Origin of the sequence: Delftia sp. WSY_12, from assembly GCF_043104645.1 — a bacterium.
Classification (GTDB): domain Bacteria; phylum Pseudomonadota; class Gammaproteobacteria; order Burkholderiales; family Burkholderiaceae_C; genus Comamonas; species Comamonas tsuruhatensis.
Genome location: NZ_JBICKW010000057.1, coordinates 85,880 through 109,667, shown reverse-complemented (window position 1 = coordinate 109,667; position 23,788 = coordinate 85,880). Strand labels below are relative to the sequence as shown.

Below are 23,788 nucleotides of genomic sequence, written 5' to 3'. Positions count from 1 at the left end.
CTAACAATGCCGGAGCCTGGCCATGGCGCCCCGCCGACCTTCGCTCCGGGCAATCATTCTTGTCCACCCTTGACGGCGCCTGGCTGATCATCGTCATGCCGCTGTCACTATTGAGGGCGGTAAACCCGCACTCAGGGAAGTCCCCAGCCGCAGCGCCAGGCTCGGAAAAGGACCGACACCTACAATGGGCCGGTGCCCAAGTCCTATCTGAATGCCGATCTGCACAGCCACTCCGTGGTCTCGGATGGAACGCTGACGCCTGAACAACTGGCCGAACGTGCCGCGGCCCGCGGCGTGCAGCTGTGGGCGCTGACCGACCACGACGAGGTCGGCGGCCAGCACCGCGCAGCCGCCGCAGCGCGCGCCTGCGGCCTGGACTACCTGACGGGCGCAGAGATCTCGGTGAGCTTTGCAGGCACCACGGTGCACATCGTGGGCCTGGGCTTTGACGCAGACGACCCGGCCCTGGTCGAAGGCCTGCATGCCACGCGCGACGGACGCGGTCCCCGCGCCCGCGAGATGGCCCGCCAGCTGGAGCTGGCCGGCATTGAAGGCAGCTACGAAGGCGCGCTGCGCTTTGCCGGCAATCCCGCGCTGATCTCGCGCACGCATTTCGCGCGCTTTCTCGTGGAATCCGGCCGCTGCCGCGACACCGGCGAGGTGTTCCGCCACTACCTGACCGAAGGCCATCCCGGCTACGTGCCCCATACCTGGGCGCGCCTGGCCGACGCCGTGCGCTGGATCACGCAGGCCGGCGGCGTGGCGGTGATCGCCCACCCGGCCCGCTATGCGCTGACGGCCAACGAGGAGTACGCGCTGTTTTCCGAATTCAAGGCCCATGGGGGCCAGGGCGTGGAGGTCGTCACCGGCAGCCACCGCCCCAGCGAGTACGCTGTCTATGCCGACATGGCCCGCGAGTTCGGCCTGGCCGCCTCGCGCGGCAGCGACTTCCACAGCCCCGAGGAGTCGCATACCGACCTGGGCGACCTGCCCTACCTGCCGGGCCAGCTGACGCCGGTATGGGAACTGCTGGGCGAGCGCATTCAGCCGGCCTGAGCCCTTCCCGCAAACAACGCACACCATGGTCCTACGCTTCGAAGCCCACCCCGACAATCCCCAGCCCCGTCTCATCAAGCAGGCCGCCGACATGCTGCGCCAGGGCGCCATCCTGGCCATTCCCACGGACTCCAGCTATGCACTGGTCTGCCATCTGGACGACCGCCCTGCGGTGGAGCGGCTTCGCCGCATCCGCCAGATCAACGACAAGCACCACCTCACGCTGCTGTGCCGCGACCTGTCGGAGCTGTCCAGCCATGCGCGCGTGGACAACCGCCAGTACCGGCTGTTGAAGCTGGCCACGCCGGGCCCCTACACCTTCATCCTGGAAGCCTCCAAGGAAGTGCCCAAGCGCCTGAGCCACCCCTCGCGCAAGACCATCGGCCTGCGCGTGCCGGACCGCAAGGGCACGCAGCTGCTGCTGGAGCAGCTGGGCGAGCCGCTGATCGCCACCACGCTGATCCCGCCCGGAGAGACCGAGGCCCTGCATGACGCGGATGCCATCCTGGAGCGCTTTCCCCACGAGCTCGATGCCATCGTCGATGCAGGTGCCTGCCCCTCGGAGCCGACCACGGTGATCGACCTGGTGCCCATGGCCCTGGGCAATCCGCCCACCGTGGTGCGGCAAGGCCGGGGCAGCCTGGAGGCCCTGGGCCTGGAAATGACCTGAATCACCCCACCCCCCGCACAAACATCAACGCCGGGCATGCCCGGCGTCTGTTTTTGCAGCTTGATCCTGAAAGGCGTTCAGTGCTGCGCCCACTCCAGGGGCCGGGGTGCAGCAGCCGGCGCGCGCTGCAACGGCCTCGTCACAGCGGCGGACAAGACTGCGGCGGGAGCCATCGACGGCTTCTGCGGCTGCACCCGCACGCCAGCGCCAGCATCCTGCGGCTCGTCATCGAGCTTGAAGGCGCCCACGGCCTGCTCCAGCTCCTGGGCGCGCTCGCTCAACGCTGAGGCCGCACGCGAGGCCTGATGCACCAGGGCCGCGTTCTCCTGGGTGGCGCTGTCCATGTGGCCCACGGCGGCGTTGACCTGGGCAATGCCTTCGCTTTGCTCGCGCAGGGCCTGCGACATTTCGCCGAGCAGGCCCGAGACCTGGCCCACGGCGCCGACAATCTCCTGCATGGTGGCCCCCGCCTGGTTGACCAGGCCCGCGCCGCTTTCCACCTGGCGCACGCTGGTGGTGATCAGTTCCTTGATCTGCTTGGCAGCCTCGGCCGAACGGCCGGCCAGGCTGCGCACCTCGCTGGCCACCACGGCGAAGCCCCGGCCCTGTTCGCCCGCGCGTGCCGCCTCCACGGCCGCGTTCAGCGCAAGGATATTGGTCTGGAAGGCAATGCCTTCGATGACCTGGATGATGTCCACGATCTTGCGCGAGCTGCCGCTGATGGCCTCCATGGTCTGCACCACCTCGCCCACCACGGCCCCCCCGCGCCTGGCCGTGGACGATGCATCGACGGCCAGGCCGCTGGCCGAATGCGCGCGCTCCGCGTTCTGGCGCACGGTGGCCGTGAGCTGCTCCATGCTGGCCGCCGTCTGGGCCAGCGCCGAGACCTGGGCCTCGGTGCGGCGCGACAGGTCGGTGTTGCCGGCGTCGATCTCACCGGCCGACAGGCCGATGGAATCCGTGGACTGCTTGATGCGGCCGACCAGCTCGGTCAGCGTGTCTTCCATGGTGCCCAGCGCGCCCAGCAGGCGGCCGAAGTCGCCCTGCAGCTCGGTCGAAAACTCCTGGCTCAGGTCGCCGGCGGCCACCGTTTCGGCAATCAGGATGGCCTGGCCCAGCGGCTGCACGATGCCGCGCCGCAGGCTGAACCAGGCCACCAGGGCCAGTGTGCAGACGGCCGCCCCCAGGCCCAGCACCCACCAGCGCGTGTGCACCAGCGCCTGCTCGGCCACCGTGGTCGCCCCGCCGGCCGCCAGCGCCTGCTCGGCCTGCCCCAGCGAGAGCACCGTGACCGCCATCATCGTGAACACCAGCAGATTGATACCGCCGAACGCAATCACCAGCCGCCAGCCTATCGGCAGCCTGCCCAAGCCCAGTACGCCCACGTGCCACCTCTTGTCCATATGGCCCGAGGGCCTTGGTGAAAAACCTGTTGATTCGCCCATCGCATTGCTGTTTCATTTTGCAACACAGAGGCGGCTGTTGCCAATCCGCGGGAAACCACCATATCCGGTCGGCCGCAGCGCTGCGCACGGGCTCTGGCGGTGCCCAGCGGCAAGGGTGGCCGCCGTCTGAGACAATGCCCGCCGTGGACATCTCCAACCTCATCCAGACCGTACTCATCTATGCCCTGCCCGTGCTCTTCGCGATCACGGTGCACGAGGCTGCCCACGGCTATGCCGCACGCCACTTCGGCGACAACACGGCCGCCATGATGGGACGCATCACGCTCAACCCCATCAAGCACATCGACCCCATCGGCACCATCCTGATGCCGCTGCTGCTGTATTTCGCCACCTCGGGCGCCTTCCTGTTCGGCTACGCCAAGCCCGTGCCCGTGCGCTTCGACCAGTTGCGCAACCCCAAGCGCGACATGATCTGGGTGGCCCTGGCGGGCCCGGCCTCCAATTTCGTGCAGGCGCTGATGTGGGGCGTGCTGCTCGTGGTTCTGGTCGGATCGGGAGTGGGCGAGCGCTTCTTCATTGAAATGTGCCGCGCCGGCATCCTGGTCAATCTGGTGATGTGGGCCTTCAACCTCTTCCCGCTGCCGCCGCTGGACGGCGGGCGCATCCTCGTCGGCCTGCTGCCCTGGCGCCAGGCGCAATGGGTGGCGCGGATCGAACCCTGGGGATTCTTCATCGTCATGGGACTGGTCATCGCCGGCGTGGTCGGCAGCCTGTGGCTGCGGCCGCTGATGGATCTCGGCTATGCCGTGATCGATCTCGCGTTGACGCCGCTGATCGCGCTGCTGCGCTGAACGCGCGGCAGACCCGCCCAGCCTGCCCGTCAGATTCCCTTCTTTTCTCTCTATTGCCTGTCGCAGTCTCCCGTCATGAGCACTATCCGTTTCCTCACCGGCATCACTCCCAGCGGAACCCCGCACCTCGGCAACTATGCCGGCATGCTGCGCCCGGCCATCGCGGCCAGCCGCTCGCGCGAGGTGGAGAACTTCTACTTCCTGGCCGACTACCACGCACTGATCAAGTGCCAGGACCCGGCGCGCGTGCAGCGCTCCACCATCGAGATCGCGGCCAGCTGGCTGGCGGCGGGGCTGGACCCCGAGCATGTGACCTTCTACCGCCAGTCCGACATCCCCGAGATCCCCGAGCTGTGCTGGCTGCTGACCTGCGTGACCGGCAAGGGCCTGCTCAACCGCGCCCACGCCTACAAGGCGGCCGTGGACAAGAACCACGCGGACGGCGCCGAGACCGATGACGGCGTGACTGCCGGCCTGTTCATGTACCCCGTGCTGATGGCTGCCGACATCCTGGCCTTCAACGCCCACAAGGTGCCCGTGGGCCGCGACCAGGTCCAGCACATCGAGATGGCGCGCGACATGGCCTCCAGCTTCAACCACATCTATGGCGGCGAGTTCTTCACGCTGCCCGAGGCACAGGTCGAGGACAACGTGGCCACGCTGCCCGGCCTGGACGGCCGCAAGATGAGCAAGAGCTACAACAACACCATCCCGCTGTTCTCCACGCGCGAGCAGCTGCGCAAGCTCATCGGCAGCATCACCACCGATTCGCGCACGCCCGGCGAGCCCAAGGAAGTCGAGGGCTCGGCCCTGTTCCAGATCTACCAGGGCTTTGCCAGCGAGGAAGAAACCGAGGCGCTGCGCCGCCAGTACGCCGAAGGCATTGCCTGGGGCGACGCCAAGCAGCAGCTGTTCGAGCGCATCGACCGCGAGCTGGCCCCCATGCGCGAGCGCTACGAGCACCTGGTGGCCCATCCGGGCGAACTGGAGGACATCCTGCAGGCCGGCGCCACCAAGGCCCGCCGCGAGACCCTGCCCCTGATCCGCGAACTGCGCTCGGCCGTCGGCCTGCGCAGCCTGGCCCAGGCCCCCGTGGCCGCCAAGGCCAAGGCCGCGAAGCAGGCCCTGCCCCAGTTCAAGCAATACCGCGAAGCCGACGGCAAGTTCTACTTCAAGCTCGTGGCTGCCGACGGCCAGCTGCTGCTGCAAAGCCTGGGCTTCGACGCCCCCAAGGAAGCCGGCCAGGCCATCGGCCAACTGCAAAGGGAAGGCGAGGCGGCCCTGTCCGCACTGCAGTCCCGGCTGCAGCCCGCCGACGCGCAGTTGGTGCTGGCCGCCCTGCAGCAACTGCGCGATGCTTCGGAGTAAGGGTAAGCTTCGCTTGAGAAACCGCATATTTGCGGGCAGTCTTGCCCGCAAGCCCTGCGCCCGGGATTCTGGCGCTTGCGTGAAAGGACATTGGGATGCGTATCGCTGCTCTGGACGATGATCCGCTGCAACTGGAGATGCTGCGTCAGGTTGCGCTGGAGACGGGCCACAGCTGCCACACCTACCAGACGGGCTCGGCCCTGCAGTTGGAACTGCGCCGCGAGAGCTTCGACCTTCTGATCGTGGACTGGCACCTTCCGGACATGGAAGGAACGGACCTGGTGCGGTGGACGCGCGGCCATGTGAGCCGTGAGCTGCCCATCCTCATCATCACCCACCGCAGCGAAGAGGCCGACATCGTCGAAGGCCTGTCCTGCGGCGCAGACGATTTCATGGTCAAGCCCGTGCGCCACGGCGAGTTGCGCGCGCGCATGGCCGCCCTGCTGCGCCGCGCCTATCCGGTGAACACGCAAAGCGTGCTGGAGTTCGGCCCCTTCCGGTTCCTCACCACCACCAACAGCCTGGAAATGAATGGCCAGCCCATCGAGGTGACGCACCGCGAATACACGCTGGCCCTGACGCTGTTCCAGAACCAGGGCCGCCTGCTGTCGCGCGAACACCTGCGCGAAGCCGTGTGGGGCCACAACGCCGAAGTGCAGTCGCGCTCGCTGGACACACATATCTCGCGCCTGCGCGCGCTGCTGAACCTGCGCGCCGGTCAGCCCTACGCCATCAGCGCCGTGTACGGCTACGGCTACCGCCTGGACGTGCCTGACGAGGCATTGCAGGCGGCACCTCAAACACCATGAACAGACTCTTGCTCGCCGCCAGCCTGCGCGGGCCCGTCGCGCGGGCCTGCCTGCTGGCAAGCCTGGCCCTGCTGGGCGCTGCCGCCACACAGGCCCAGATCAAACCCGCCGCCAGCGGCGGCGACATGCTCGCCCACCGCGTGGCCACAGGCGACACCCTGGAACAGCTGGCCAGCCGCTACCTGGGCGATGCACGCCAGTGGACCCAGCTGCAGCAGCACAACGGCGTGGCCAACCCGTACCGTCTGCGGCCCGGCTCCGTGCTGGAGATTCCCGTGCGCCTGCTGCGCGCCGCCGTGGCCTCCGTGGAATTCGTGCAGGGCGATGCGCGCAGCACACGCGCGCTCGACCATCTGGCCGACACGCAAAGCGGCTCGGCCGAAGACGCAGGCCAGGTCCTGCGCAGGGGACAGACGCTGCAGGAAGGCGATCGACTGCAGCTTGCGCCGGACGCCTTTGTGGCCGTGCGCCTGGCCGATGGCTCTTTGGTGCGCGTGCAGTCGCAGTCCGATGTCCTGCTGCGCCAGATGCGCCGCAAGGGCCGGGCCGGCAGCCTGCAGTCCGTGATCGACCTGCGAGAAGGCAGCGTGGAGGCCTCGGTCCCCCCCGAGCAGGGCAATGCCCAGCGCCGCTTCGAAGTGCGCACGCCTGCGGCATCGACCAGCGTGCGCGGCACGCGTTTCCTGGTGCAGACCGATGCGGCAGGCAGGACAGCGGCCGCCGTCGACGAAGGCACGGTCGCCGTGGGCTCGGACGCCTCTGGCGCACCTTCCGGCGATGCGCTGCTGCACCCCGGCCAGGGCGTGGCCGTGGCGGCAGACGGCCGCGTCGGCCAACCCCGCCCCATGCTGGGCGCGCCTGACATCACCGCCTGGCCCGCCTTGGCGGAAGACGCCAACTGGATCAGCCTGCCCCTGCCGGCCTTGCCCGGCGCCGTGCGTTACCAGCTGCAGCTGTCGCGCGACGCGGACATGACCCAGGTGCTGCGCAGTGCCAGCTTCCAGGCCACGGCCTCACCGCTGCGCCTGGCAGGCGTGGACGATGGCGACTATGTACTGTCCCTGCGCGGCATCGACGCCCAGGGCATTCCGGGTGCGGCCAGCCGGCGCGCCCTGCGCGTCAAGGCCCATCCCGTGCCGCCGCTGTACGAATCACCGCAGGCCGGCGCCACCGTGGGCCTGGGCCGCGCCGGCCTGCAGTGCACCAAGGTGGTGGGCGCCGTGCGCTACCGCATCCAGGTCGTTTCTGCCGATGCCCAGGCCGGCTTTGCCGAACCCGCCATCGACGCGCGCGACCTGAACGACTGCACATTGCACGCAGCCGCGCTGGCCCGGCTGCCGGCCGGCCGCTATCTTTGGCGCGCCGCCAGCATCCGCACGCTGGCCGACGGCAAGCCCGACCAGGGCCCGTTCGCCGCAGCCCAGGCCATGCAGCTGGCGGCCGTGCCGCCCCAGCCCTCGGCCAGCGCGCTGCAGATGGGCGACGGCCCCGCCGAGGGCAGCCGCCAGATCCGCTGGAGTGGCGAGCCCGGCCAGCGCTACCACGTGATGGTGGCGCGCGACCAGGAGTTCACCGCGCCGCTGGTTGACCTCTGGACCGACCAGCCGCAATGGAGCACCGAGGACCTGCCCGCAGGCAGCTACTACCTGCGGCTGCAGATCGAGGACGCCAACGGCCTGCGCAGCGATTTCTCGGCCGCACGCCAGTTCCGCACCGGCAGCTGGATCGTCGATGCCAGCGGCGAGATGATGCAATCGGGCAGCGGAGAGCGCCTGCAGCGCCAGTAACCGCACCCGTTCAATCCTTGACCGCGCTTGTCCACCCTGCCGCCTTCGCCTGACAGTCCCGCCACGCCGGCGCAGCAGGTGCAGCCGGCGCCCGCGCGTGGCCGGGGGCTGCGGCGGGACTGGCTGCTGCTGGCGGCGGGACTGCTGTCCCTGGTGTTCTGGCTCAGCGGTGACGGGCAGCTGGAGCGCATCAACGGACTGGTGCAGGACACGGCCAGCTGGCTGCACCGCCCCAAGGCATCTCAGGACATCGTCATCGTGGCCATCGACGATGCCAGCATCGACGCCATAGGCCGCTGGCCCTGGAGGCGTGCCTTGCACGCGGGCCTGCTGGAGCGCATCAGCCAGGCCCCGCCGCGCGCCATCGGCCTGGACGTGATGCTCAGCGAAGAAGATCTGGACTATCCAGGCGATGATCTGCTGCTGGCGCGCGTCCTGCAGCGCAGCGGCCGCACCGCCTTGCCCGTGGCGCCGGGTACGGATCCGCTGCCGGCCTTTGCACAGGCTGCGGCAGCGCTGGGCCACACCCAGCTGCCCGTGGATTCCGACGGCGCCGTGCGCAGCTTCCATGCCATTGAAGGCAGCGCGCAGCAGCCCTGGTGGCACATGGCGCTGGCCCTGCACTGCGTGGGCCAGCACGGCCGCCCATGCGCCCGCCCCGAACCCGTGCCGCCGCTGGACCCCGGCACACCCGCATGGCAGCGCCGCCAGCGGGAGATCATTGCCTTCGCACAGGCCAGGCCCGAGCAGGGCGCGCGTGACCGCTCGCCCTTCACCACCTATTCGTACATCGACGTGCTGCGCGGCCGCATTCCTGCTGCGGCATTTCGCGGCAAATACGTGCTCATAGGAACGACGGCTGCCGGACTGGGAGCGCAGTTCACCGCACCGCTGGGTGCCAGCGCGCGCCCCATCTCCAGCGTGGAAATGCTGGCCCATGTGCTCAACGGCAGCCTGCAGGGCTCGCACGTACACCGCGCTTCGGCGGGGCTGGACCGTGCGCTCAACACCGCAGCTGTGCTGCTGGCCCTGCTGGCCCTGGCCTGGCTGGGCCCTTCGGGCGGCATGCTGGCCTGCGCGCTGCTGGCCCTGGCCTGCCTGTCGCTGGCCGGGCTGGCACCACGCATCTGGCAGGTGCAGACGGCCCCTGCCGCAGCCCTGCTGGGCCTGGCCCTGGCCTATCCGCTGTGGAGCTGGCTGCGCCTGCGCGCCGCCGCCCGCTTTCTGGCGCTGGAACTGCGAGACCTGCAGGGCCAGGGCCTGCCCACCGCGCTGCGCCTGGGCGGCGACCTGCTGGACCAGCGCATTGCCGCCGTCGAGCAGGCTTCGCGGCAACTGCGCGCCCTGCACCATTTCGTCAGCGAAAGCCTGCGCCAGCTGCCCTCGCCCACCTTTGTCTGCGACCGCCAGGGCCATGTGCTGCTGGCCAATGCCGCGGCCCATGCCTATGCGCGCAGCCTGGATCACGACCTGCGCGCTGGCGACTCCCTTCCCAGGCTGCTCGATGGCCTGCAGGCGCTGGACACGGCGCCCGGCCCGCAAGCCGGCAGCCCGCTGCTCACGGCCAGGGCGCTTGCCGCCGGCGGCCTGCCGCTCAGCAGCGAGGGGCGCGACGGCCGCGGCCGCAGCCTGATGCTGCTGGTCCAGGCCTTCGAGGCTCCGCCCACCACGGGCTGGCTGATCACCCTGGTCGATATCAGCGATCTGCGCAGCGCCCAGGCCCAGCGCGACCAGGCCATGCAGTTCATCTCGCACGACATACGGGCGCCCGTGGCATCCATCATCACCTTGCTGGAGATGCAGCGTGGTTCCGTACAAGCGCCCGACCTGGGCATGCTGCTCCCGCGCATCGAAGGCTATGCCCAGGCCTCCCTGCAGCTGGCCGACGATTTCGTGCACCTGGCTCGTGCCCAGCAGCAGGCGCTGCGCCGGCAGCAGCTGGACCTGGGCCTGGTGCTGGACCAGGCCGTGGAAAGCTGCTGGGCCCAGGCCAGCGCCGCCCATGTGCAGCTGGAATTCAGCCTGCCCGAGCAGGAATGCCCCGTGCTGGGCGACCCGGGCATGCTCCACCGCGCAGCCGTCAACCTGATCGGCAACGCCATCAAGTACGGAGCGCACGGGCAACAGGCAAGCGGCGCCACGGTGCAATGCCTGCTGCTGCAGGACGCCGGCCATTGCCGCATCGCCATCCGGGACCACGGACCCGGCATGGATGCGCAGGCCGTCGCCCGCCTGAGCCAGCCCTTCGAGCGCCTGGACCACCACCAGCACCTGGACGGCGCAGGCCTTGGGCTGGCCTTTGTACGCACCGTGGCTGCCCGCCATGGCGGGCAGCTGCAGATAGAAAGCGCGCCAGGCCAGGGAAGCACCTTCAGCATCGTGCTGCCGAAGGCGCAGCAAGCCTGACCGGGGGTGTCATCCCAGCGGATCCCAGCGGATGGCCAGTGAAAACGAAAAAGCCCTGAAGTCTTTCAACTTCAGGGCTTTGCGTTTTTTGGTGCGGCTGGCAGGAATCGAACCCACGACCCCTTGGTTCGTAGCCAAGTACTCTATCCAGCTGAGCTACAGCCGCAACGCTTCGCATTGTAGCAGCGGGTTTTGGGGCTCCCGGACAAAAGCGCCATATTTCTGCAAAAAACCCGGCAGCCGCACTCCCCGGCAACCGGGCGATGGCATGCCATGCGGCAGCCGTGCGCCCAGCAAAAAAGCCTGCCGCCCGGAAAGGCGGCAGGCTTTTTCATACCAATGGATGGTAGGGCCTCCCAGAGTCGAACTGGGCACCAACGGATTATGAGTCCGCTGCTCTAACCAAGCATGAGCTAAGGCCCCTGATTCACCAAGGCAGCGCGGATGCACGCCATGGCAAACGGCTATTGTAGATCCTAACCTGCGCGGCTCAGCGCTTGTGGCTCAGCGCGTTGCTGACCAGCTTGGAGGTGATGTCCACGATCTGGATCATGCGGTCGTAGTGCATGCGGGTGGGCCCGATCACGCCCAGCGTGCCCACCACCTTGCCATCGAGCTCGTAGGGCGCGCTGACCACGGACAGCTCCTCGAAGGGCACGACCTGGCTTTCGCCCCCGATGTAGATGCGCACACCTTCGGCCTGGCTGGAGAAATCCAGCAGCCTGAGGATCTGGGTCTTTTGCTCGAACAGGTCGAAGGCGCGGCGCAGATTGCCCATGTCGCTGGAGAAATCGCTGACCGACAGCAGGTTGCGCTCGCCCGCGATGACCACGTCCTCCTGGGCACTGGTCATGGCCTCCGTGCCCACGTTGACGGCTGCCTGCATGAGGGTGGCCACCTCGCCGCGCAAAAGCTCGACCTCGCCCTTGAGGCGCTCGCGCACCTCTTCCATGGCCAGGCCTGCGTAGTGGCTGTTGAGAAAGTTCGATGCCTCGATCAGCTGGGAGGCCGAGTAATCCACGTCGGTGAAGATGACGCGGTTTTGCACGTCACCGTCGGGCGAGACGATGATGACCAGAAAGCGCCGCTCCGACAGTCGCACGAATTCGATGTGCTTGAACACCGAGGTACGGCGAGGCACCAGCACCACGCCCACGAACTGGGAAAGGCTGGACAGCAGATTGGCGGCGTTGGCGATGACTTTCTGCGGCTGCTCGGGCACGAGCTCGGGCGTCACGATATCTGCACGGTCCGCCGTGAGCATGGTGTCCACGAACAGCCGGTAGCCCCGGGCGGTCGGAATGCGGCCGGCCGAGGTGTGCGGACTGATGATCAACCCCAGGTCTTCGAGGTCAGCCATCACATTGCGTATCGTGGCAGGCGACAATTCAAGCCCCGACGCACGCGACAGGGTCCGCGAGCCCACAGGCTGGCCGTCAGCGATGTAACGCTCGATCAGCGCTTTGAGCAACAACTTGGCACGTTCGTCGAGCATGTGATGATTTTAATGATGTAATTTCCAGAAATGACGTCCACGTTTCGCCACGTTGCCTTGATCGGGAAGTACCACGCTCCCAGCGCAAGCGCCCCGTCCGAGAATGCCAGCAACGCGCTCGAGCGCATTGCGGACTTCCTCAGGCGCCAGGGCTGCGAAGTCGTGCTTGATACCCAATCGGCCCTGCACGCAGGGCTCACAGACTACCCCACCCTCGATGTCGATGGCCTGGGCAGGCATTGCGACCTGGGTCTGGTCGTCGGCGGCGACGGCACCATGCTCGGCGTGAGCCGGCACCTGGCGCAATACGGAACGCCCCTGATCGGGGTGAACCAGGGCCGCCTGGGCTTTGTCACCGACATCGCGCTGGAGGACTTCGAGGCCACGCTCACCCCCATGCTGCAGGGCGAGTACGAAGAGGACCTGCGTCCCCTGATGTGCGCCCGCGTGATCCGCGAGGGCGAATGCGTTTTCGAGGCCCTGGCCATGAACGACGTGGTGGTCAACCGCGGCGGCACCTCCGGCATGGTGGAGTTGCGCATCGAGGTCGGCGGCCGCTTTGTCTCCAACCAGCGCGCCGACGGCCTGATCGTGGCCACGCCCACGGGCTCCACGGCCTATGCGCTGTCCGCCGGCGGGCCGATGATGCATCCGTCCATCCCCGCCTGGGTGATGGCACCCATTGCGCCGCACAACCTGTCCAATCGCCCCATCGTGCTGTCCGATGCCAACGAGGTCACGATCGAAGTCGTGGCCGGGCGCGATGTCAGCGCCAATTTTGACATGCAGTCGCTGGCCTCGCTGCAGCACGGCGACCGCATCCTCGTGAGCCGCGCCCACCACAGCGTGCGCTTTCTGCACCCCAAGGGCTGGAACTACTTCGCCACGCTGCGCAAGAAACTGGGCTGGAACGAGGGAGGCGCCTGACCATGGCGCTCAAGCGCATCGTGCTGCGCGACTTCGTGATCGTGCAGGCCCTGGATCTGGACTGGCATGCGGGCTTCACCGTGCTGACCGGCGAGACCGGCGCCGGCAAATCCATCCTGATCGATGCATTGCAGCTGGCCCTGGGCGCCCGCGCCGACGCCGACGTGGTGCGCGAAGGCTGCCCCCAAGCCGATATCTGCGTGGAGTTCGACGGCTGCGCGCGGCTGCGCCCCTGGCTGGAGGCGGCAGGCCTGGCCTGCGAGGACAACAGCCTGCTGCTGCGGCGCACAGTGGACACCCAGGGCCGCAGCCGCGCCTGGATCAACGGCACGCCGGCCACGGCCACGCAGCTGCGCGCCCTGGGCGAGCAGCTGATCGACATCCACGGCCAGCATGCCTGGCAAAGCCTCACGCGGCCCGACGCAGCACGCGCGCTGCTGGACGCCTATGCGGGCATAGACAGCCGCGAGGTCCAGGCCTGCTGGAGCCGCTGGAGCCAGGCACGACAAGCCCTGCAGCATGCGCAATCCGCCCAGGACAGCCTGCAGCGCGAACGCGAACGGCTGCAGTGGCAGATCACCGAACTCGACAAGCTGGCCCCGCAGGCCGACGAGTGGGACGAGCTCAATGCCCAGCACACGCGCCTGTCGCATGCCCAGACCCTGATAGACACCGCCCAGACCACGCTGCAGATGCTGGAGGACGACGAGGCCGGCGTGATCACTCCGCTGGGCCGCGCCAGCCATCTGATACAGAACCAGGAACACCTGGAGCCCGAGTTCCAGAACATCGCCGACGTGCTGGCCTCGTGCACGGCCCAGGTGCAGGATGCGCGCCATTCGCTGCAGGCCTATCTGCGCCGCGCCGACCTGGACCCCGAACGCCTGGCCGAGCTGGATGCACGCCTGTCGCTGTGGATGCAGCTGGCGCGCCGCTACCGCCGCACGCCCGATGAGCTGCCGGCACTGCTGGCCGGCTGGCGCCAGGAGCTGCAGCAGCTGGATGCCGCCGTGGACATCGAGGCCCTGCACGCTGCAGAGCAATCCGCGCAGCAGCACTACCAGGCCAGCGCCCGGGTACTGTCGCAGCAACGCGCCCTGGCTGCGCCGCGCCTGTCGCGCGCCATCACCCAGGCCATGCAGGGCCTGGGCATGGAAGGCGGCCTGTTCGAGGCCGCCCTGTCCACAGCCGATTCTCCCGGTGCCTTTGGCGTGGACAGCGTGGCCTTCCTGGTCGCCGGCCATCCTGGAGCCAGCCCCAAGCCGATTGCCAAGGTGGCGTCGGGCGGTGAGCTGTCGCGCATTTCGCTGGCCATTGCCGTGACCACCAGCGAGCTGGGCGAGGCCGGCACGCTGATCTTCGACGAGGTGGACTCGGGCGTGGGCGGCGCCGTCGCCGAGACCGTGGGCCGCCTCATGCATGCGCTGGGCCGATCGCGCCAGGTGCTGTCCGTCACCCATCTGCCGCAGGTCGCGGCCTGTGCCGACCACCACTATCTGGTGGCCAAGCAGCGCGCAAGGCAGGGCACGCTCAGCACCGTGCAGCCGCTGGACAGCACCGCGCGCGAGGCAGAGCTGGCCCGCATGCTGGGCGGCGAGCGCCAGTCCGAAACCACGATGGCCCATGCCCGCGAAATGCTGGCCATGGCGCGCCAGGCACCCCCGCCCCGCCCGGCGCCGCGCAGGCCCGGCCGGCAGCGGCCGCAGGCCGACACGCAGCGTACCCGGCCCAAGCCGGGCCGTGCGGCCAACGGCGCGCGCAACACCAATGGAGGCTGATGCCATGTCGCTTGAGATCGTGCTGATCACCGGGATGTCCGGATCGGGCAAATCCGTCGCCCTGCATGCGCTGGAGGATGCCGGCTACTACTGCGTGGACAACCTGCCTCCCGAGCTGCTGTCCGCCTTCGTCGAACTGGAGCACGGCCGCCACAGCAACAAGGTGGCCATCGCCATGGATGCGCGCAGCGCCGGGGGATTGCCCCACCTGCCCGGGCAGCTCGAACGGCTGCAGCGCCAGGGTGTCGTGCCCCACCTGGTCTTTCTGGACGCCACCACGGGCACCCTGGTGCGGCGCTTCTCCGAAACGCGGCGGCGCCACCCTCTGTCGCAAGGGCCTGTCGCCGAGGGCCGCCGCGCCCTGGTGCAGGACATAGAAACCGAGCGCGAACTGCTGGGCGAATTGCGCGAGAAATCGCATGTCATCGACACCAGCCACCTGCGCTCGTCCCAGCTGCAAAGCTATATCAAGGAGCTGATTGCGGCCCCGGTGGGCCAGATGACCCTGGTCTTCCAGTCCTTCGGCTTCAAGCACGGCCTGCCCTCGGATTCCGACTATGTATTCGATGTGCGCATGCTGCCCAATCCGCACTACGAACCCCAGCTGCGCCCTCTGACCGGCATGGATGCGCCCGTGGCCGAGTTCCTGCGCCAGCAGCCCGGCGTGGACCAGATGCGCCGAGACATCCAGCAGTTCCTGGAATCCTGGCTGGACATGATGGCCAGCAACCACCGCAGCTATGTCACCGTGGCCATCGGCTGCACGGGGGGCCAGCACCGCTCGGTCTTCCTGGTCGAGGAACTGGCGCGGCACTTCGCCCCGCGCTGGCCCACGCTGTGCCGGCACCGCTCGCTGGACAGCCGGCCCACCCCCAAGCCTGCCGACCTGCTTGCGCACGACATCTGAAGCGCCAGGGTCCGCTCCCGGAGTACTGCGATGCAAGGCATGCCGATGACGAACGCCCCGCGCGTGTTGCTGGTGGAGGACGATCCCGCCATCGCGCGCACCGTCTGCTATGCGCTGGAGCGTGACGGCATCGCCGTGCGCCACTGCCTGCAGCTGGCCGATGCACGCGCGCAATGGCAGGCGCAGCCGCCCGATGCCCTGCTGCTGGACGTGGGCCTGCCCGATGGCAACGGCCTGGACTGGTGCCGCGAACTGCGCCAGGCCGGCGCCGCCGTGCCGCTGCTGGTGCTCAGCGCACGCGGCGAGGAAATGGACCGCGTGCTGGGCCTGGAGCTGGGCGCCGACGACTACCTGACCAAGCCCTTCAGCCCGCGCGAGCTGGTGGCCCGCACCCGCGCCCTGCTGCGCCGTGCGCAGCGCCTGCAGCCCGCGCCCACAGCCAGCACAGCGCCGCCGGCAGATGCCCTGTTCAGCATCGATACGCAAGGCCAGCGCGTGCGCATGCAGGGCGTGCCCCTGGAGCTGACGCGGCGCGAGTACCAGCTGCTGCGCTGCCTGCTGGAGCGCCCCGGGCGCATCCTGAGCCGCGAGTTCCTGCTCGACAGCATCTGGGGCCAGGACAGCGACAGCACGGACCGCACCGTGGACACCCACGTCAAGACCCTGCGCGCCAAGCTGCGTGCCCAGGTGCCGCAGCAGGACTTCATCACCACCCACCGCGGCATGGGCTACAGCCTGACGCTGCCGGGCTGACGCGCCGCCGCACGCCATGCGCCTCGGACTGCGGCTGTTCTTCGCCTTTTTCGTCATCAACGGCCTGGCCGCATTCTTCGTGCTGCGCGTCTTCATGGTCGAGGTCAAGCCCAGCGTGCGCAAGGTGACCGAGGACACGCTGGTCGAAACCGCCTACGCCCTGGCCGCGCTGGCCAGCGACGACATGGCCAGCGGCGTGCTGCAGCAAAGCCCCGCGGACAGCCGCTTCGCGCACCACATGCAGGCCTATGCCAACCAGACCGTCAAGGTCTGGATCTGGGACACGCGCAAGACCAGCCTGGACATGCGCGTCACCATCACCGACCAGCAAGGCCTGGTGCTGTTCGACTCGGCCGGCCTGGACCAGGGCGCCGACTACTCGCGCTGGCGCGACGTGCACCGCACGCTGCGCGGCGAATACGGCGCACGCACCACGCGCGAGGTACAGAACGACGAGGCCAGCAGCGTCATGTATGTGTCGGCACCCATCATGGTGGAAGGCCGCATTGCGGGCGTGCTCACGGCCTCCAAGCCCGCGCACTCGGTGCAGAAGATCGTGGACAGCGCGGAAAGCAAGATGCTGCGCGGCGGCCTGCTGTTCCTCGTGCTGTCGGCCGGCGTGGGCTTTGCCGTGACCTGGTGGCTGGTCATCCATGTGCGGCGCCTGCGCAGCTATGCCCAGCAGGTACAGGCGCCCACGCTCAACGAGGCCGCCTCGCCCACCACGGCGCCCCCCATGCCCGAAGCCCCGCGCATGCCCGGCGAGCTGGGCGAACTGGCCCGTGCCATGGAGAACATGCGCAGCCGCCTGGAGGGGCGCGACTACATCGAGGGCTATGTGCGCGCCCTCACGCACGAACTCAAGAGCCCCGTGGCTGCCATCCGTGGCGCAGGCGAGTTGCTGCAGGAAGACCTGCCATCGGCCGACCGCGAACTGTTCGCGCGCCAGGTGGTGGACCAGTGCCAGCGCCTGCAAAACCTCGTGGACCAGTTGCTGCGCCTGAGCCAGCTGGAGCAGCGCCGCGCCCTGCACGCGCACACGGCCTGCAGCCTGCAGGCCTGTGCCGAACAGGCCATGGCGCAAGTCCACAGCGCAGCGCACCAGCGCCGCATCCGGCTGGTGCTGCACGGCCAGGACAGCAGCGGCCCCTGGGAGCAGGACCTGGTGGTGCTGGCCCTCAGCAACCTGCTGAGCAACGCCATCGACTTCGCCCCAGAGGGCAGCAGCATCCACGTGGACCTGGAGCCCGGCCGCGTCAGCGTGCGCGACCACGGCCCCGGTGTGCCCGAGGCGCTACTCGGCCGGCTGGGCGAACGCTTTTTCACCACCCCCCGCCCCAACGGGGAGCGCAGCGGCACGGGACTGGGCCTGTCCATCGTGCTGCGCATCATGCTGCTGCACGGCGGCAGCATGCAGGCCGCCAACGCCCACCCGGGCCTGCGTGTCACGCTGAACTGGCCACAGCGGGCACCCTGACCTCCAGGGCCTGTTCACTCGGATTTGGAGGCGCGAATCCGACTTCACCTTCACTTCACAGACTTCATTCCGGCCACACAGCCCCCGCCCAGACTGCGTCCACGATCAACGAACGGGATGTGGAATGAAGAACCGACTTCTTGCCAAAGGCGTGGCCCTGCTGGTCATGCTGGGCCTTTTGATGCTGGGCCTGGGCCTGGTACATGACGTGGTGCGCGACCGCATACGCAACCGCGACAACGCCGTGCAGGGCGTGGTCGCCAGCCTGGCCGGACGCCAGACGCTGATGGGACCGGTGCTGGTGCAAAACTGCACCGAGACCACCGGCATAGAAAAGGGCAGCAAGACGGAATGGACCACGCGCCAGTTCCAGCGCATGCTGCTGCCCGACCAACTGCGCCATGAGGCAACGGCACGCATGGAAGAGCGCTCGCGCGGCCTGCACCAGGTCAGCACCTACGCCATGCAGGACAGCATCAGCGCCAGCTTCACCCATGCCGCACAGTACCTGGAAAAGCCGTCCATCGAAGCGACAGCCAACCAGGCCGTGCGCTGCGGCGCACTGCGCGTGGCGCTGTCGCTGACCGATCCGCGCGGCATACGCTCGGCCACCATCGAGGCCGGCGGCAAGAGCCTGGACGTGGGACCCGGCACCTCGCTGGAACGCTACTCGCAAGGCCTGCAGGCGGAGCTGGCGCCTGCCCTGCTCAAGAAGGACGAGCCCCTTGAGCTGAAGATTGCCCTGGAACTGGTGGGCACCGAAAAGCTGGCCTTCGTGCCGCTGGGCAGCCACAGCCAGGTCCAGCTGTCGGCCGATTGGCCCCACCCCTCGTTCGGCGGCAGCTTCCTGCCCAACCGGCGTGAAGTCAGCGACAAGGGATTCAACGCCAGCTGGAATCTCTCGGCACTGGCCTCTTCGGCGCGCCAGGCCTTCACCGACCAGCAGCCGCTGTGCCAGCCAGGCCGCCGCGACATGGAGGAATACGCCGCCACGGCGCACGCGCCCAGCAGCGGCCCCTGCCTGGAGTCGCTGGACACCGACTTCGTGGACCCCATCAACGCCTACTCGCTGAGCGACCGGGCCACCAAGTACGGCCTGCTCTTCGTGGTGCTGACCTTTGTGGCCGTCGGCCTGTTCGAGGTGCTCAAGCAATTGCGAGTGCACCCCATCCAGTACCTGCTGGTGGGATCGGCGCTGTGCAGCTTCTTCCTGCTGCTGATCAGCCTGTCGGAGCACATGGGATTTGCCAGCGCCTACGGCATTGCTGCCTCGGCCTGCGTGCTGCTGCTGGCCTACTACGCGAGCCACATCCTGGGCAGCCTGCAGCGCGGCCTGCCGTTTGCTGCGGGAATCGCCTCGCTCTACGGCCTGCTGTATGTGCTGCTGCAGCTGGAGCAAAGCGCGCTCATCGTGGGCTCCATCGCGCTGTTCGCCGTGCTGGCCCTGATCATGGTCTGCACACGGCATGTGGACTGGTATGCCTTTGGCCGGCAGGATGGCGACCGCGGCGATGCAGACGCAGGCACCCGCCCAACCGTGGGAGCGCTGCAGCCATGAACGTCCTCACCGACACCCCTGGCACGGCCGATGTGCCCGGCGTGCGCAGCCCGCTCGATCAGGCGCTGGAACGCCAGCGCTGCGAGCAGGCCTGGCACCAGGCGGTGCAAAGGGGCGACCGCCAGGCCCTGTTCAGCCTGCGTCTGCACATTGCCGAGGCCGCCGCACGCGCACGGCGCAAGCCGGGCGCACGTGAACAATGGCTGGCGTGGATGCTGCTGCGCTGCGCCCTGCTCCTGCCGCGCCGCACGTTCTAGGAAGACGCGGCGGCCTTGGGCTTCAGCCCGCAAACTGCGCATCCAGCAGCTTGCGCACCGGGGCCGGCAGGCCCATGTCGGCCCAGGCCCTGGCATCGGCCCAGCAGCCCTGGCCGTCTGCCATGGCAGCATCCGGGCCGCTGCCATGGACAGGCACGCGCACCGGATGCAGATGCAAATCACGGTGGGTGAGCACATGCAGGAAAGCCGGCAGCTCGGTCCAGTCGGCGGATCGTGCGGCGGGCCAGTGCCGTGCGGCGGCCTGCTCCAGCGCCTCGCGTTCATTGAACACGGGAGGCGCATAAAGGCCCGCCCAGATGCCCTGCTGTGGGCGGCGCTCCAGCCAGACGCGGCCTTGCCCGTCCACGGCGATCAGCAGCCACCAGGCCTCGGAACTGCGCTTGAGCTTGCGCGTGCGCACGGGGTAGTTTTCGGGATTGCCGAAGCGGGCCGCCCGGCACTGCGGCTGCAGCGGACAGACCAGGCAGCTGGGCTTGCGCGGCGTGCAGATGGTGGCACCCAGGTCCATCAGGCCCTGGGTATAGCGGGGCATGGCCTGCTGCAGGTCCTCGGTGGGGCACAGCTGCTGGGCCAGGTCCCACAGTTCGCGCTCGTTCCTGGCCACGGCCAGATCGGCATCGAAGGCCAGCACGCGCGTGAGCACGCGCCGCACATTGGCATCGAGGATGGGCACACGCTCGGAAAAGCAAAAGGACGCGATGGCGCCGGCCGTGGACCGGCCTATGCCGGGCAGCGTGGCCAGATCCTCGGCCCTGCGTGGAAAGGCCCCCCCCCACTCCTGGACCACGGCCTGGGCGCAGCGGTGCAGGTTGCGCGCACGGCTGTAGTAGCCCAGGCCGCTCCACAGCGCCAGCACGGCATCCTGCGGTGCGGCCGCGAGGCTGGCGACATCGGGAAAGGCATCAAGGAAGCGCTGGTAGTAGCCCAGCACGGTGCTCACCTGGGTCTGCTGCAGCATGATTTCAGAGAGCCAGACGCGGTAGGGATCGCGCGTCTGCTGCCAGGGCAGGTGATTGCGTCCATGCGACGCCTGCCACTGCACGACGGGCGTGGCAATCGAGGGAAAGGTCAAGATATCAAGCAGTCAGTGAAGTTTCCTGTGCAGCCTTTGCCAGGCCGGGGAAGGCGGGCGTGGGCGACAGGGGTTGCAGCAGTTCCATGGTGGCCTGTCCCAGCTGCAGTTGCAAGGCCGTGAGCTGTTCGTCGGCGGCCTCGATTTCGGCAATGCGCTCGACCAGGCCCGAAGCCGCATTCTGGATGCGGTCCACCGCTTCGATGCGGCGGGCAAAGCTGCGCTTGCGCTCTTTCAATTGGGCATCCAGCTGGGCCGTGGCGGACTTGCTCCACATGTCCACGTCGTTGGCCGCAGACTCGAAGACCGTGCGCAGACGCATGGCAAGGGCCTTGATCAGCCGCTGGGCAAACGCGGGATTGCTGCGCCTGAGCGCGTGGCCCAGGCCCAGGTACTGGGTGTAGCTGGCCTCGATGCGCTGCAGGTCGCCACCGAACTCGGTCAGCTCCAGCTGCGCAGGAGCCTGCAGCGAGAAGCCGAACTCGGCATTGAGTTCCTTGAAGGTCGCGCCCAGCATGGACTGGATCTCGCCGGCCTGCGCCTGGGCCCGGGTCGCCACGGTGCGCAGGCGTTCGAAGGTTTCCGCGTAGACCTTGCGCGCGCCCAGCTTCAGGCCGCGCTGCTCCAGCGCCTCCTTGAGATCGACCAGTTCCTGCTTGAGCGCGCTGGAACCGAGCTGGCGGAAGATGTCGCGCAGCATGCGCATGTGCACCAGGCGCACGGCCTGGATCCTGGCGGCGCTGGCATCGAAATCGCGCTGCTCGCTCTCGATGCGGTTGCGCATGGAGGCAATCACGCTGGCGTTCTTGCCGCGCAGGCTGCGCAGCTCGGCCATCTGGTCGTCCAGGTCGCGGCGGCGGATATTGAGCACGCGCTCCACCTCGACCTGCAACTGCTGCACATTGGCCCTGACAGCCGTCTGCAGCACCTTCTGGCGCTGGCCCATGATGCCCTCGGCCAGCATGTTCTCGAACATGGGCAGCCCGCTGGCCTGCAGCAGCGCCTCGTTGCCGGAGACCTTGGCCACCAGGCCCTTTTGTGCCGACACGGGCAACACCCGCTCCACAGGCAGGCCCAGCATCTGGGCCGATTCCTGGCGCTGGCGCTGCAGTTGGGCCTGCACCTGCGTCGCGGAGCTGAGGCTATCCCACAGCGTATCTATCTTGTTGAGCACCACCAGACGCGAATCGGCCAGTGCCTGCTGGCCCGACGCCGCATCGGGCGGCAGCACATGGTCGCGCCAGATGGCCAGGTCGGACTTGGTCACGCCGGTATCGGCCGCCAGCACGAAGACCACGGCATGGGCCTGGGGGATGAGGTTGACGGTCAGCTCGGGCTCGGCACCCACGGCATTCAGGCCGGGCGTATCCAGAATGACCAGCCCCTGCTTGAGCAGGGGATGGGGCATGTTGATCAGCGCGTGGCGCCACATGGGCACCTCCACCAGGCCCTGCTCATCCACGAAGGGATTGCCGCCCTGGTCATCGTCATGCCAGAAGCCCCAGGTTCGCGCCAGATCCACCGACACCTTGCGCACCTCGGCCACCTTGGCCAGCGTGTCGGCAATCTGCTGGGCATTGTTCACATCCAGCGGCAGCTGCAGCCAGGCCTCGGGCCGGGCGCGCCACTGGCCCAGGCTTTCCAGCGATTCGCGCGTATCGATGGGCAGCAGGCGCAGGCTGGGCTGCAGTTCGGCTTCCCAGCCCAGCTCGGCCGGGCACATGGTGGTGCGACCTGCGCTGGCCGGCATGAGGCGGCGGCCGTAGTGGGCGAAGAAGACTGCGTTGATCAGCTCGGACTTGCCGCGGGAGAACTCGGCCACGAAGGCCACCATGACCTTGTCGCCGCGCACCTGGGCTTCCAGCCGCTGCAGCCGCTCCTGCACAGCGACATCCAGCAGCTCCTGGGACTGCAACCATTCGCGCAGCGCATGCAATTGCTGCGCAAAGCCACGGCGCCATGCGCCGTGCTGGTCGAATTGCTCGTTGAATGATGGTCCCACGTGTTTCCCCCGCCATTGCATCGCCAATGCCTGCCGATGCTTAGTGATCGCCTCGACATTGCGCCGCAAGCGTGATGCCTTTTCTCATCAAAATATAGCACCGTCGCCCCGTTTTGCCCGCAGCTGCGCCCCAAGGCCGGCTCCTGGAACGGGGGGATTCAGGGCAAAACATCGTTTATTTACAAATGAAACAATATTTCACCATCAATCCAGCGCGGCTGAGGGGTGATTTTTCAGAAATGTGAGCTTCCCGCACAGACCCGATATGAATCTCGCGCAGACTGGCCTCCACAAGCGTTACGAGACGTTGAGAATTCGCTCCTCTTTTTGAGGCAATCTCACGCTTTCTGACACCGCGCGCAAAAGTAGGTGCTGCGCTGGCCCTGGCGCAGCAGCTGTATGGGCGAGCCGCAATGCGTGCAGGGCTGGCCCTCGCGGCCATACACCTTGGCCTGCAGCTGGAAGTGGCCTGCCATGCCGTCGGGCGCCGAGAAATCACGCAGCGTCGTGCCCCCTTGCTCCACCGCCAGTTCCAGCACGCGGCGAATCTCCTCGAACAGCCGGCGCACCTTGCGCGGCCCCACCTCGCAGGCCGGCTGCGTGGGCGCAATGCGTGCCATGAACAGCACTTCGGACGCATAGATATTGCCCACGCCCACCACCACGCTGCCGCTCAGCAGCAATTGCTTGATGGGCGTACGGCTGGCCTTCAGACCGGCCTTGAAGGTCTCGAACAGGAAGCTGTCATCCAGCGGCTCCATTCCCAGATGGTCCAGCAGCCTGCGCGCCCAGGGATCGTTCTCGGCCGGCACATACATCACCGCACCGAACCGGCGCGGATCGTGCAGGCGCAGCTGGCCCTTGCTGGTGTGCAGATCGAAATGGTCATGTGCGCCCGCCGGACCCAGCGGCAACTCGTGCGGCGCCACGAAACGCAGGCTGCCCGACATGCCCAGATGCAGCATGAGCAGGCCTTCGCTCAGTTGCATCAGCAGGTACTTGCCGCGCCGGCGCACGCTGTGCACCTCGCGCCCGGTCAGAAGCTCGGGGGCAATGCCCAGAGGCCAGCGCAATGGCTTGCCCAGCGCCACGGATTCAATGCGCGCTCCGGCGATCTGCGAGGCGAACGCACGCCGCGTGACTTCTACTTCTGGCAATTCGGGCATGCGATCCGGGTTGTACTGAGGT

General features: G+C 68.0%; 19 protein-coding genes and 2 tRNA genes. 14 read left to right on the top strand and 7 right to left on the bottom strand.

Annotated elements, in window-relative coordinates; all coding sequences use genetic code 11:
• Positions 1 to 192: 192 nt before the first annotated feature.
• The gene (locus ACF8LI_RS25225) at positions 193 to 1,056 is read left to right on the top strand and encodes a 3',5'-nucleoside bisphosphate phosphatase (RefSeq protein ID WP_016445719.1); all 864 of its coding nucleotides are present in this window, start codon (positions 193 to 195) and stop codon (positions 1,054 to 1,056) included.
• Positions 1,057 to 1,081: 25 nt separating this feature from the next.
• The gene (locus ACF8LI_RS25220; RefSeq protein WP_016445718.1) at positions 1,082 to 1,726 is read left to right on the top strand and encodes an L-threonylcarbamoyladenylate synthase; all 645 of its coding nucleotides are present in this window, start codon (positions 1,082 to 1,084) and stop codon (positions 1,724 to 1,726) included.
• A 77-nt stretch (positions 1,727 to 1,803) separates the two neighbouring features.
• Here ACF8LI_RS25220 and ACF8LI_RS25215 read toward each other — a convergent pair whose 3' ends face one another.
• On the bottom strand, positions 1,804 to 3,129 hold the full coding sequence (locus ACF8LI_RS25215) for a methyl-accepting chemotaxis protein (protein WP_047217067.1): 1,326 nt from the start codon (positions 3,127 to 3,129) through the stop codon (positions 1,804 to 1,806).
• 176 nt (positions 3,130 to 3,305) lie between these two features.
• On the opposite strand from ACF8LI_RS25215, the gene ACF8LI_RS25210 reads away from it, so the two are divergent.
• The 5 genes from ACF8LI_RS25210 (at position 3,306) to ACF8LI_RS25190 (ending at position 10,353) form a co-directional block, all read left to right on the top strand.
• Entirely contained in the window at positions 3,306 to 3,983 is a 678-nt protein-coding gene (locus tag ACF8LI_RS25210; protein ID WP_016445716.1) for a site-2 protease family protein, read from the top strand.
• Positions 3,984 to 4,058: 75 nt separating this feature from the next.
• A complete protein-coding gene (locus ACF8LI_RS25205; protein ID WP_017404606.1) occupies positions 4,059 to 5,351 on the top strand; it encodes a tryptophan--tRNA ligase in 1,293 nt (430 codons plus the stop codon).
• 95 nt (positions 5,352 to 5,446) lie between these two features.
• Positions 5,447 to 6,160, top strand: a complete 714-nt coding sequence (locus ACF8LI_RS25200) for a response regulator transcription factor (RefSeq protein ID WP_016445714.1) — start codon at positions 5,447 to 5,449, stop codon at positions 6,158 to 6,160.
• Entirely contained in the window at positions 6,157 to 7,947 is a 1,791-nt protein-coding gene (locus tag ACF8LI_RS25195) for a FecR domain-containing protein (protein WP_392413473.1), read from the top strand. Before ACF8LI_RS25200 ends, ACF8LI_RS25195 begins: the two co-directional genes overlap by 4 nt.
• Before the next feature lie 27 nt (positions 7,948 to 7,974).
• Positions 7,975 to 10,353, top strand: coding sequence for a CHASE2 domain-containing protein (locus tag ACF8LI_RS25190; protein WP_392413475.1), 2,379 nt, complete (start codon positions 7,975 to 7,977; stop codon positions 10,351 to 10,353).
• 89 nt (positions 10,354 to 10,442) lie between these two features.
• Here ACF8LI_RS25190 and ACF8LI_RS25185 read toward each other — a convergent pair.
• The 3 genes from ACF8LI_RS25185 to hrcA form a co-directional block, all read right to left on the bottom strand.
• Positions 10,443 to 10,519 (bottom strand) — tRNA-Arg (locus ACF8LI_RS25185).
• 178 nt (positions 10,520 to 10,697) lie between these two features.
• Positions 10,698 to 10,776 (bottom strand) — tRNA-Ile (locus ACF8LI_RS25180).
• 67 nt (positions 10,777 to 10,843) lie between these two features.
• Positions 10,844 to 11,848, bottom strand: a complete 1,005-nt coding sequence (hrcA, locus tag ACF8LI_RS25175) for a heat-inducible transcriptional repressor HrcA (protein ID WP_016445711.1) — start codon at positions 11,846 to 11,848, stop codon at positions 10,844 to 10,846.
• 30 nt (positions 11,849 to 11,878) lie between these two features.
• On the opposite strand from hrcA, the gene ACF8LI_RS25170 reads away from it, so the two are divergent.
• From ACF8LI_RS25170 to ACF8LI_RS25140, 7 genes are all read left to right on the top strand, one after another.
• The gene (locus tag ACF8LI_RS25170) at positions 11,879 to 12,775 is read left to right on the top strand and encodes an NAD kinase (RefSeq protein ID WP_016451050.1); all 897 of its coding nucleotides are present in this window, start codon (positions 11,879 to 11,881) and stop codon (positions 12,773 to 12,775) included.
• A gap of 2 nt (positions 12,776 to 12,777) precedes the next feature.
• On the top strand, positions 12,778 to 14,553 hold the full coding sequence (gene recN / locus ACF8LI_RS25165) for a DNA repair protein RecN (RefSeq protein ID WP_392413477.1): 1,776 nt from the start codon (positions 12,778 to 12,780) through the stop codon (positions 14,551 to 14,553).
• A 4-nt stretch (positions 14,554 to 14,557) separates the two neighbouring features.
• Positions 14,558 to 15,460, top strand: coding sequence for an RNase adapter RapZ (rapZ, locus tag ACF8LI_RS25160; RefSeq protein ID WP_016445709.1), 903 nt, complete (start codon positions 14,558 to 14,560; stop codon positions 15,458 to 15,460).
• A 30-nt stretch (positions 15,461 to 15,490) separates the two neighbouring features.
• Complete coding sequence (creB, locus tag ACF8LI_RS25155; protein WP_016445708.1) at positions 15,491 to 16,213, top strand: two-component system response regulator CreB; 723 nt, start codon at positions 15,491 to 15,493, stop codon at positions 16,211 to 16,213.
• A gap of 16 nt (positions 16,214 to 16,229) precedes the next feature.
• On the top strand, positions 16,230 to 17,690 hold the full coding sequence (gene creC / locus ACF8LI_RS25150) for a two-component system sensor histidine kinase CreC (RefSeq protein ID WP_046240496.1): 1,461 nt from the start codon (positions 16,230 to 16,232) through the stop codon (positions 17,688 to 17,690).
• Between the two features lie 124 nt (positions 17,691 to 17,814).
• Complete coding sequence (gene creD, locus ACF8LI_RS25145) at positions 17,815 to 19,248, top strand: cell envelope integrity protein CreD (RefSeq protein ID WP_016445706.1); 1,434 nt, start codon at positions 17,815 to 17,817, stop codon at positions 19,246 to 19,248.
• Positions 19,245 to 19,505: a hypothetical protein gene (locus ACF8LI_RS25140; protein ID WP_016445705.1), complete on the top strand. Its 261-nt coding sequence runs from the start codon at positions 19,245 to 19,247 to the stop codon at positions 19,503 to 19,505. Before creD ends, ACF8LI_RS25140 begins: the two co-directional genes overlap by 4 nt.
• A 22-nt stretch (positions 19,506 to 19,527) precedes the next feature.
• Here ACF8LI_RS25140 and mutY read toward each other — a convergent pair whose 3' ends face one another.
• The 3 genes from mutY to mutM all read right to left on the bottom strand — a co-directional run bounded on the left by mutY (position 19,528) and on the right by mutM (position 23,766).
• Positions 19,528 to 20,598 (bottom strand): A/G-specific adenine glycosylase, encoded by a 1,071-nt coding sequence (gene mutY, locus ACF8LI_RS25135; protein ID WP_017405123.1) that lies wholly within the window; start codon positions 20,596 to 20,598, stop codon positions 19,528 to 19,530.
• Positions 20,599 to 20,602: 4 nt separating this feature from the next.
• Positions 20,603 to 22,600, bottom strand: a complete 1,998-nt coding sequence (locus ACF8LI_RS25130; protein ID WP_017405122.1) for a dynamin family protein — start codon at positions 22,598 to 22,600, stop codon at positions 20,603 to 20,605.
• Positions 22,601 to 22,938: 338 nt separating this feature from the next.
• Positions 22,939 to 23,766, bottom strand: a complete 828-nt coding sequence (gene mutM, locus ACF8LI_RS25125) for a bifunctional DNA-formamidopyrimidine glycosylase/DNA-(apurinic or apyrimidinic site) lyase (RefSeq protein WP_016445702.1) — start codon at positions 23,764 to 23,766, stop codon at positions 22,939 to 22,941.
• Positions 23,767 to 23,788: the final 22 nt, after the last annotated feature.

Coding starts and splice junctions, on each gene's coding strand:
- hrcA (WP_016445711.1), bottom strand. CDS start 11,848: ATGCTCGACGAACGTGCCAAGTTGTTGCTCAAAGCGCTGATCGAGCGT.
- creB (WP_016445708.1), top strand. CDS start 15,491: ATGCAAGGCATGCCGATGACGAACGCCCCGCGCGTGTTGCTGGTGGAG.
- ACF8LI_RS25215 (WP_047217067.1), bottom strand. CDS start 3,129: ATGGACAAGAGGTGGCACGTGGGCGTACTGGGCTTGGGCAGGCTGCCG.
- ACF8LI_RS25210 (WP_016445716.1), top strand. CDS start 3,306: ATGCCCGCCGTGGACATCTCCAACCTCATCCAGACCGTACTCATCTAT.
- ACF8LI_RS25220 (WP_016445718.1), top strand. CDS start 1,082: ATGGTCCTACGCTTCGAAGCCCACCCCGACAATCCCCAGCCCCGTCTC.
- recN (WP_392413477.1), top strand. CDS start 12,778: ATGGCGCTCAAGCGCATCGTGCTGCGCGACTTCGTGATCGTGCAGGCC.
- ACF8LI_RS25170 (WP_016451050.1), top strand. CDS start 11,879: ATGACGTCCACGTTTCGCCACGTTGCCTTGATCGGGAAGTACCACGCT.
- rapZ (WP_016445709.1), top strand. CDS start 14,558: ATGTCGCTTGAGATCGTGCTGATCACCGGGATGTCCGGATCGGGCAAA.
- ACF8LI_RS25195 (WP_392413473.1), top strand. CDS start 6,157: ATGAACAGACTCTTGCTCGCCGCCAGCCTGCGCGGGCCCGTCGCGCGG.
- ACF8LI_RS25200 (WP_016445714.1), top strand. CDS start 5,447: ATGCGTATCGCTGCTCTGGACGATGATCCGCTGCAACTGGAGATGCTG.
- mutM (WP_016445702.1), bottom strand. CDS start 23,766: ATGCCCGAATTGCCAGAAGTAGAAGTCACGCGGCGTGCGTTCGCCTCG.
- ACF8LI_RS25140 (WP_016445705.1), top strand. CDS start 19,245: ATGAACGTCCTCACCGACACCCCTGGCACGGCCGATGTGCCCGGCGTG.
- creD (WP_016445706.1), top strand. CDS start 17,815: ATGAAGAACCGACTTCTTGCCAAAGGCGTGGCCCTGCTGGTCATGCTG.
- ACF8LI_RS25205 (WP_017404606.1), top strand. CDS start 4,059: ATGAGCACTATCCGTTTCCTCACCGGCATCACTCCCAGCGGAACCCCG.
- creC (WP_046240496.1), top strand. CDS start 16,230: ATGCGCCTCGGACTGCGGCTGTTCTTCGCCTTTTTCGTCATCAACGGC.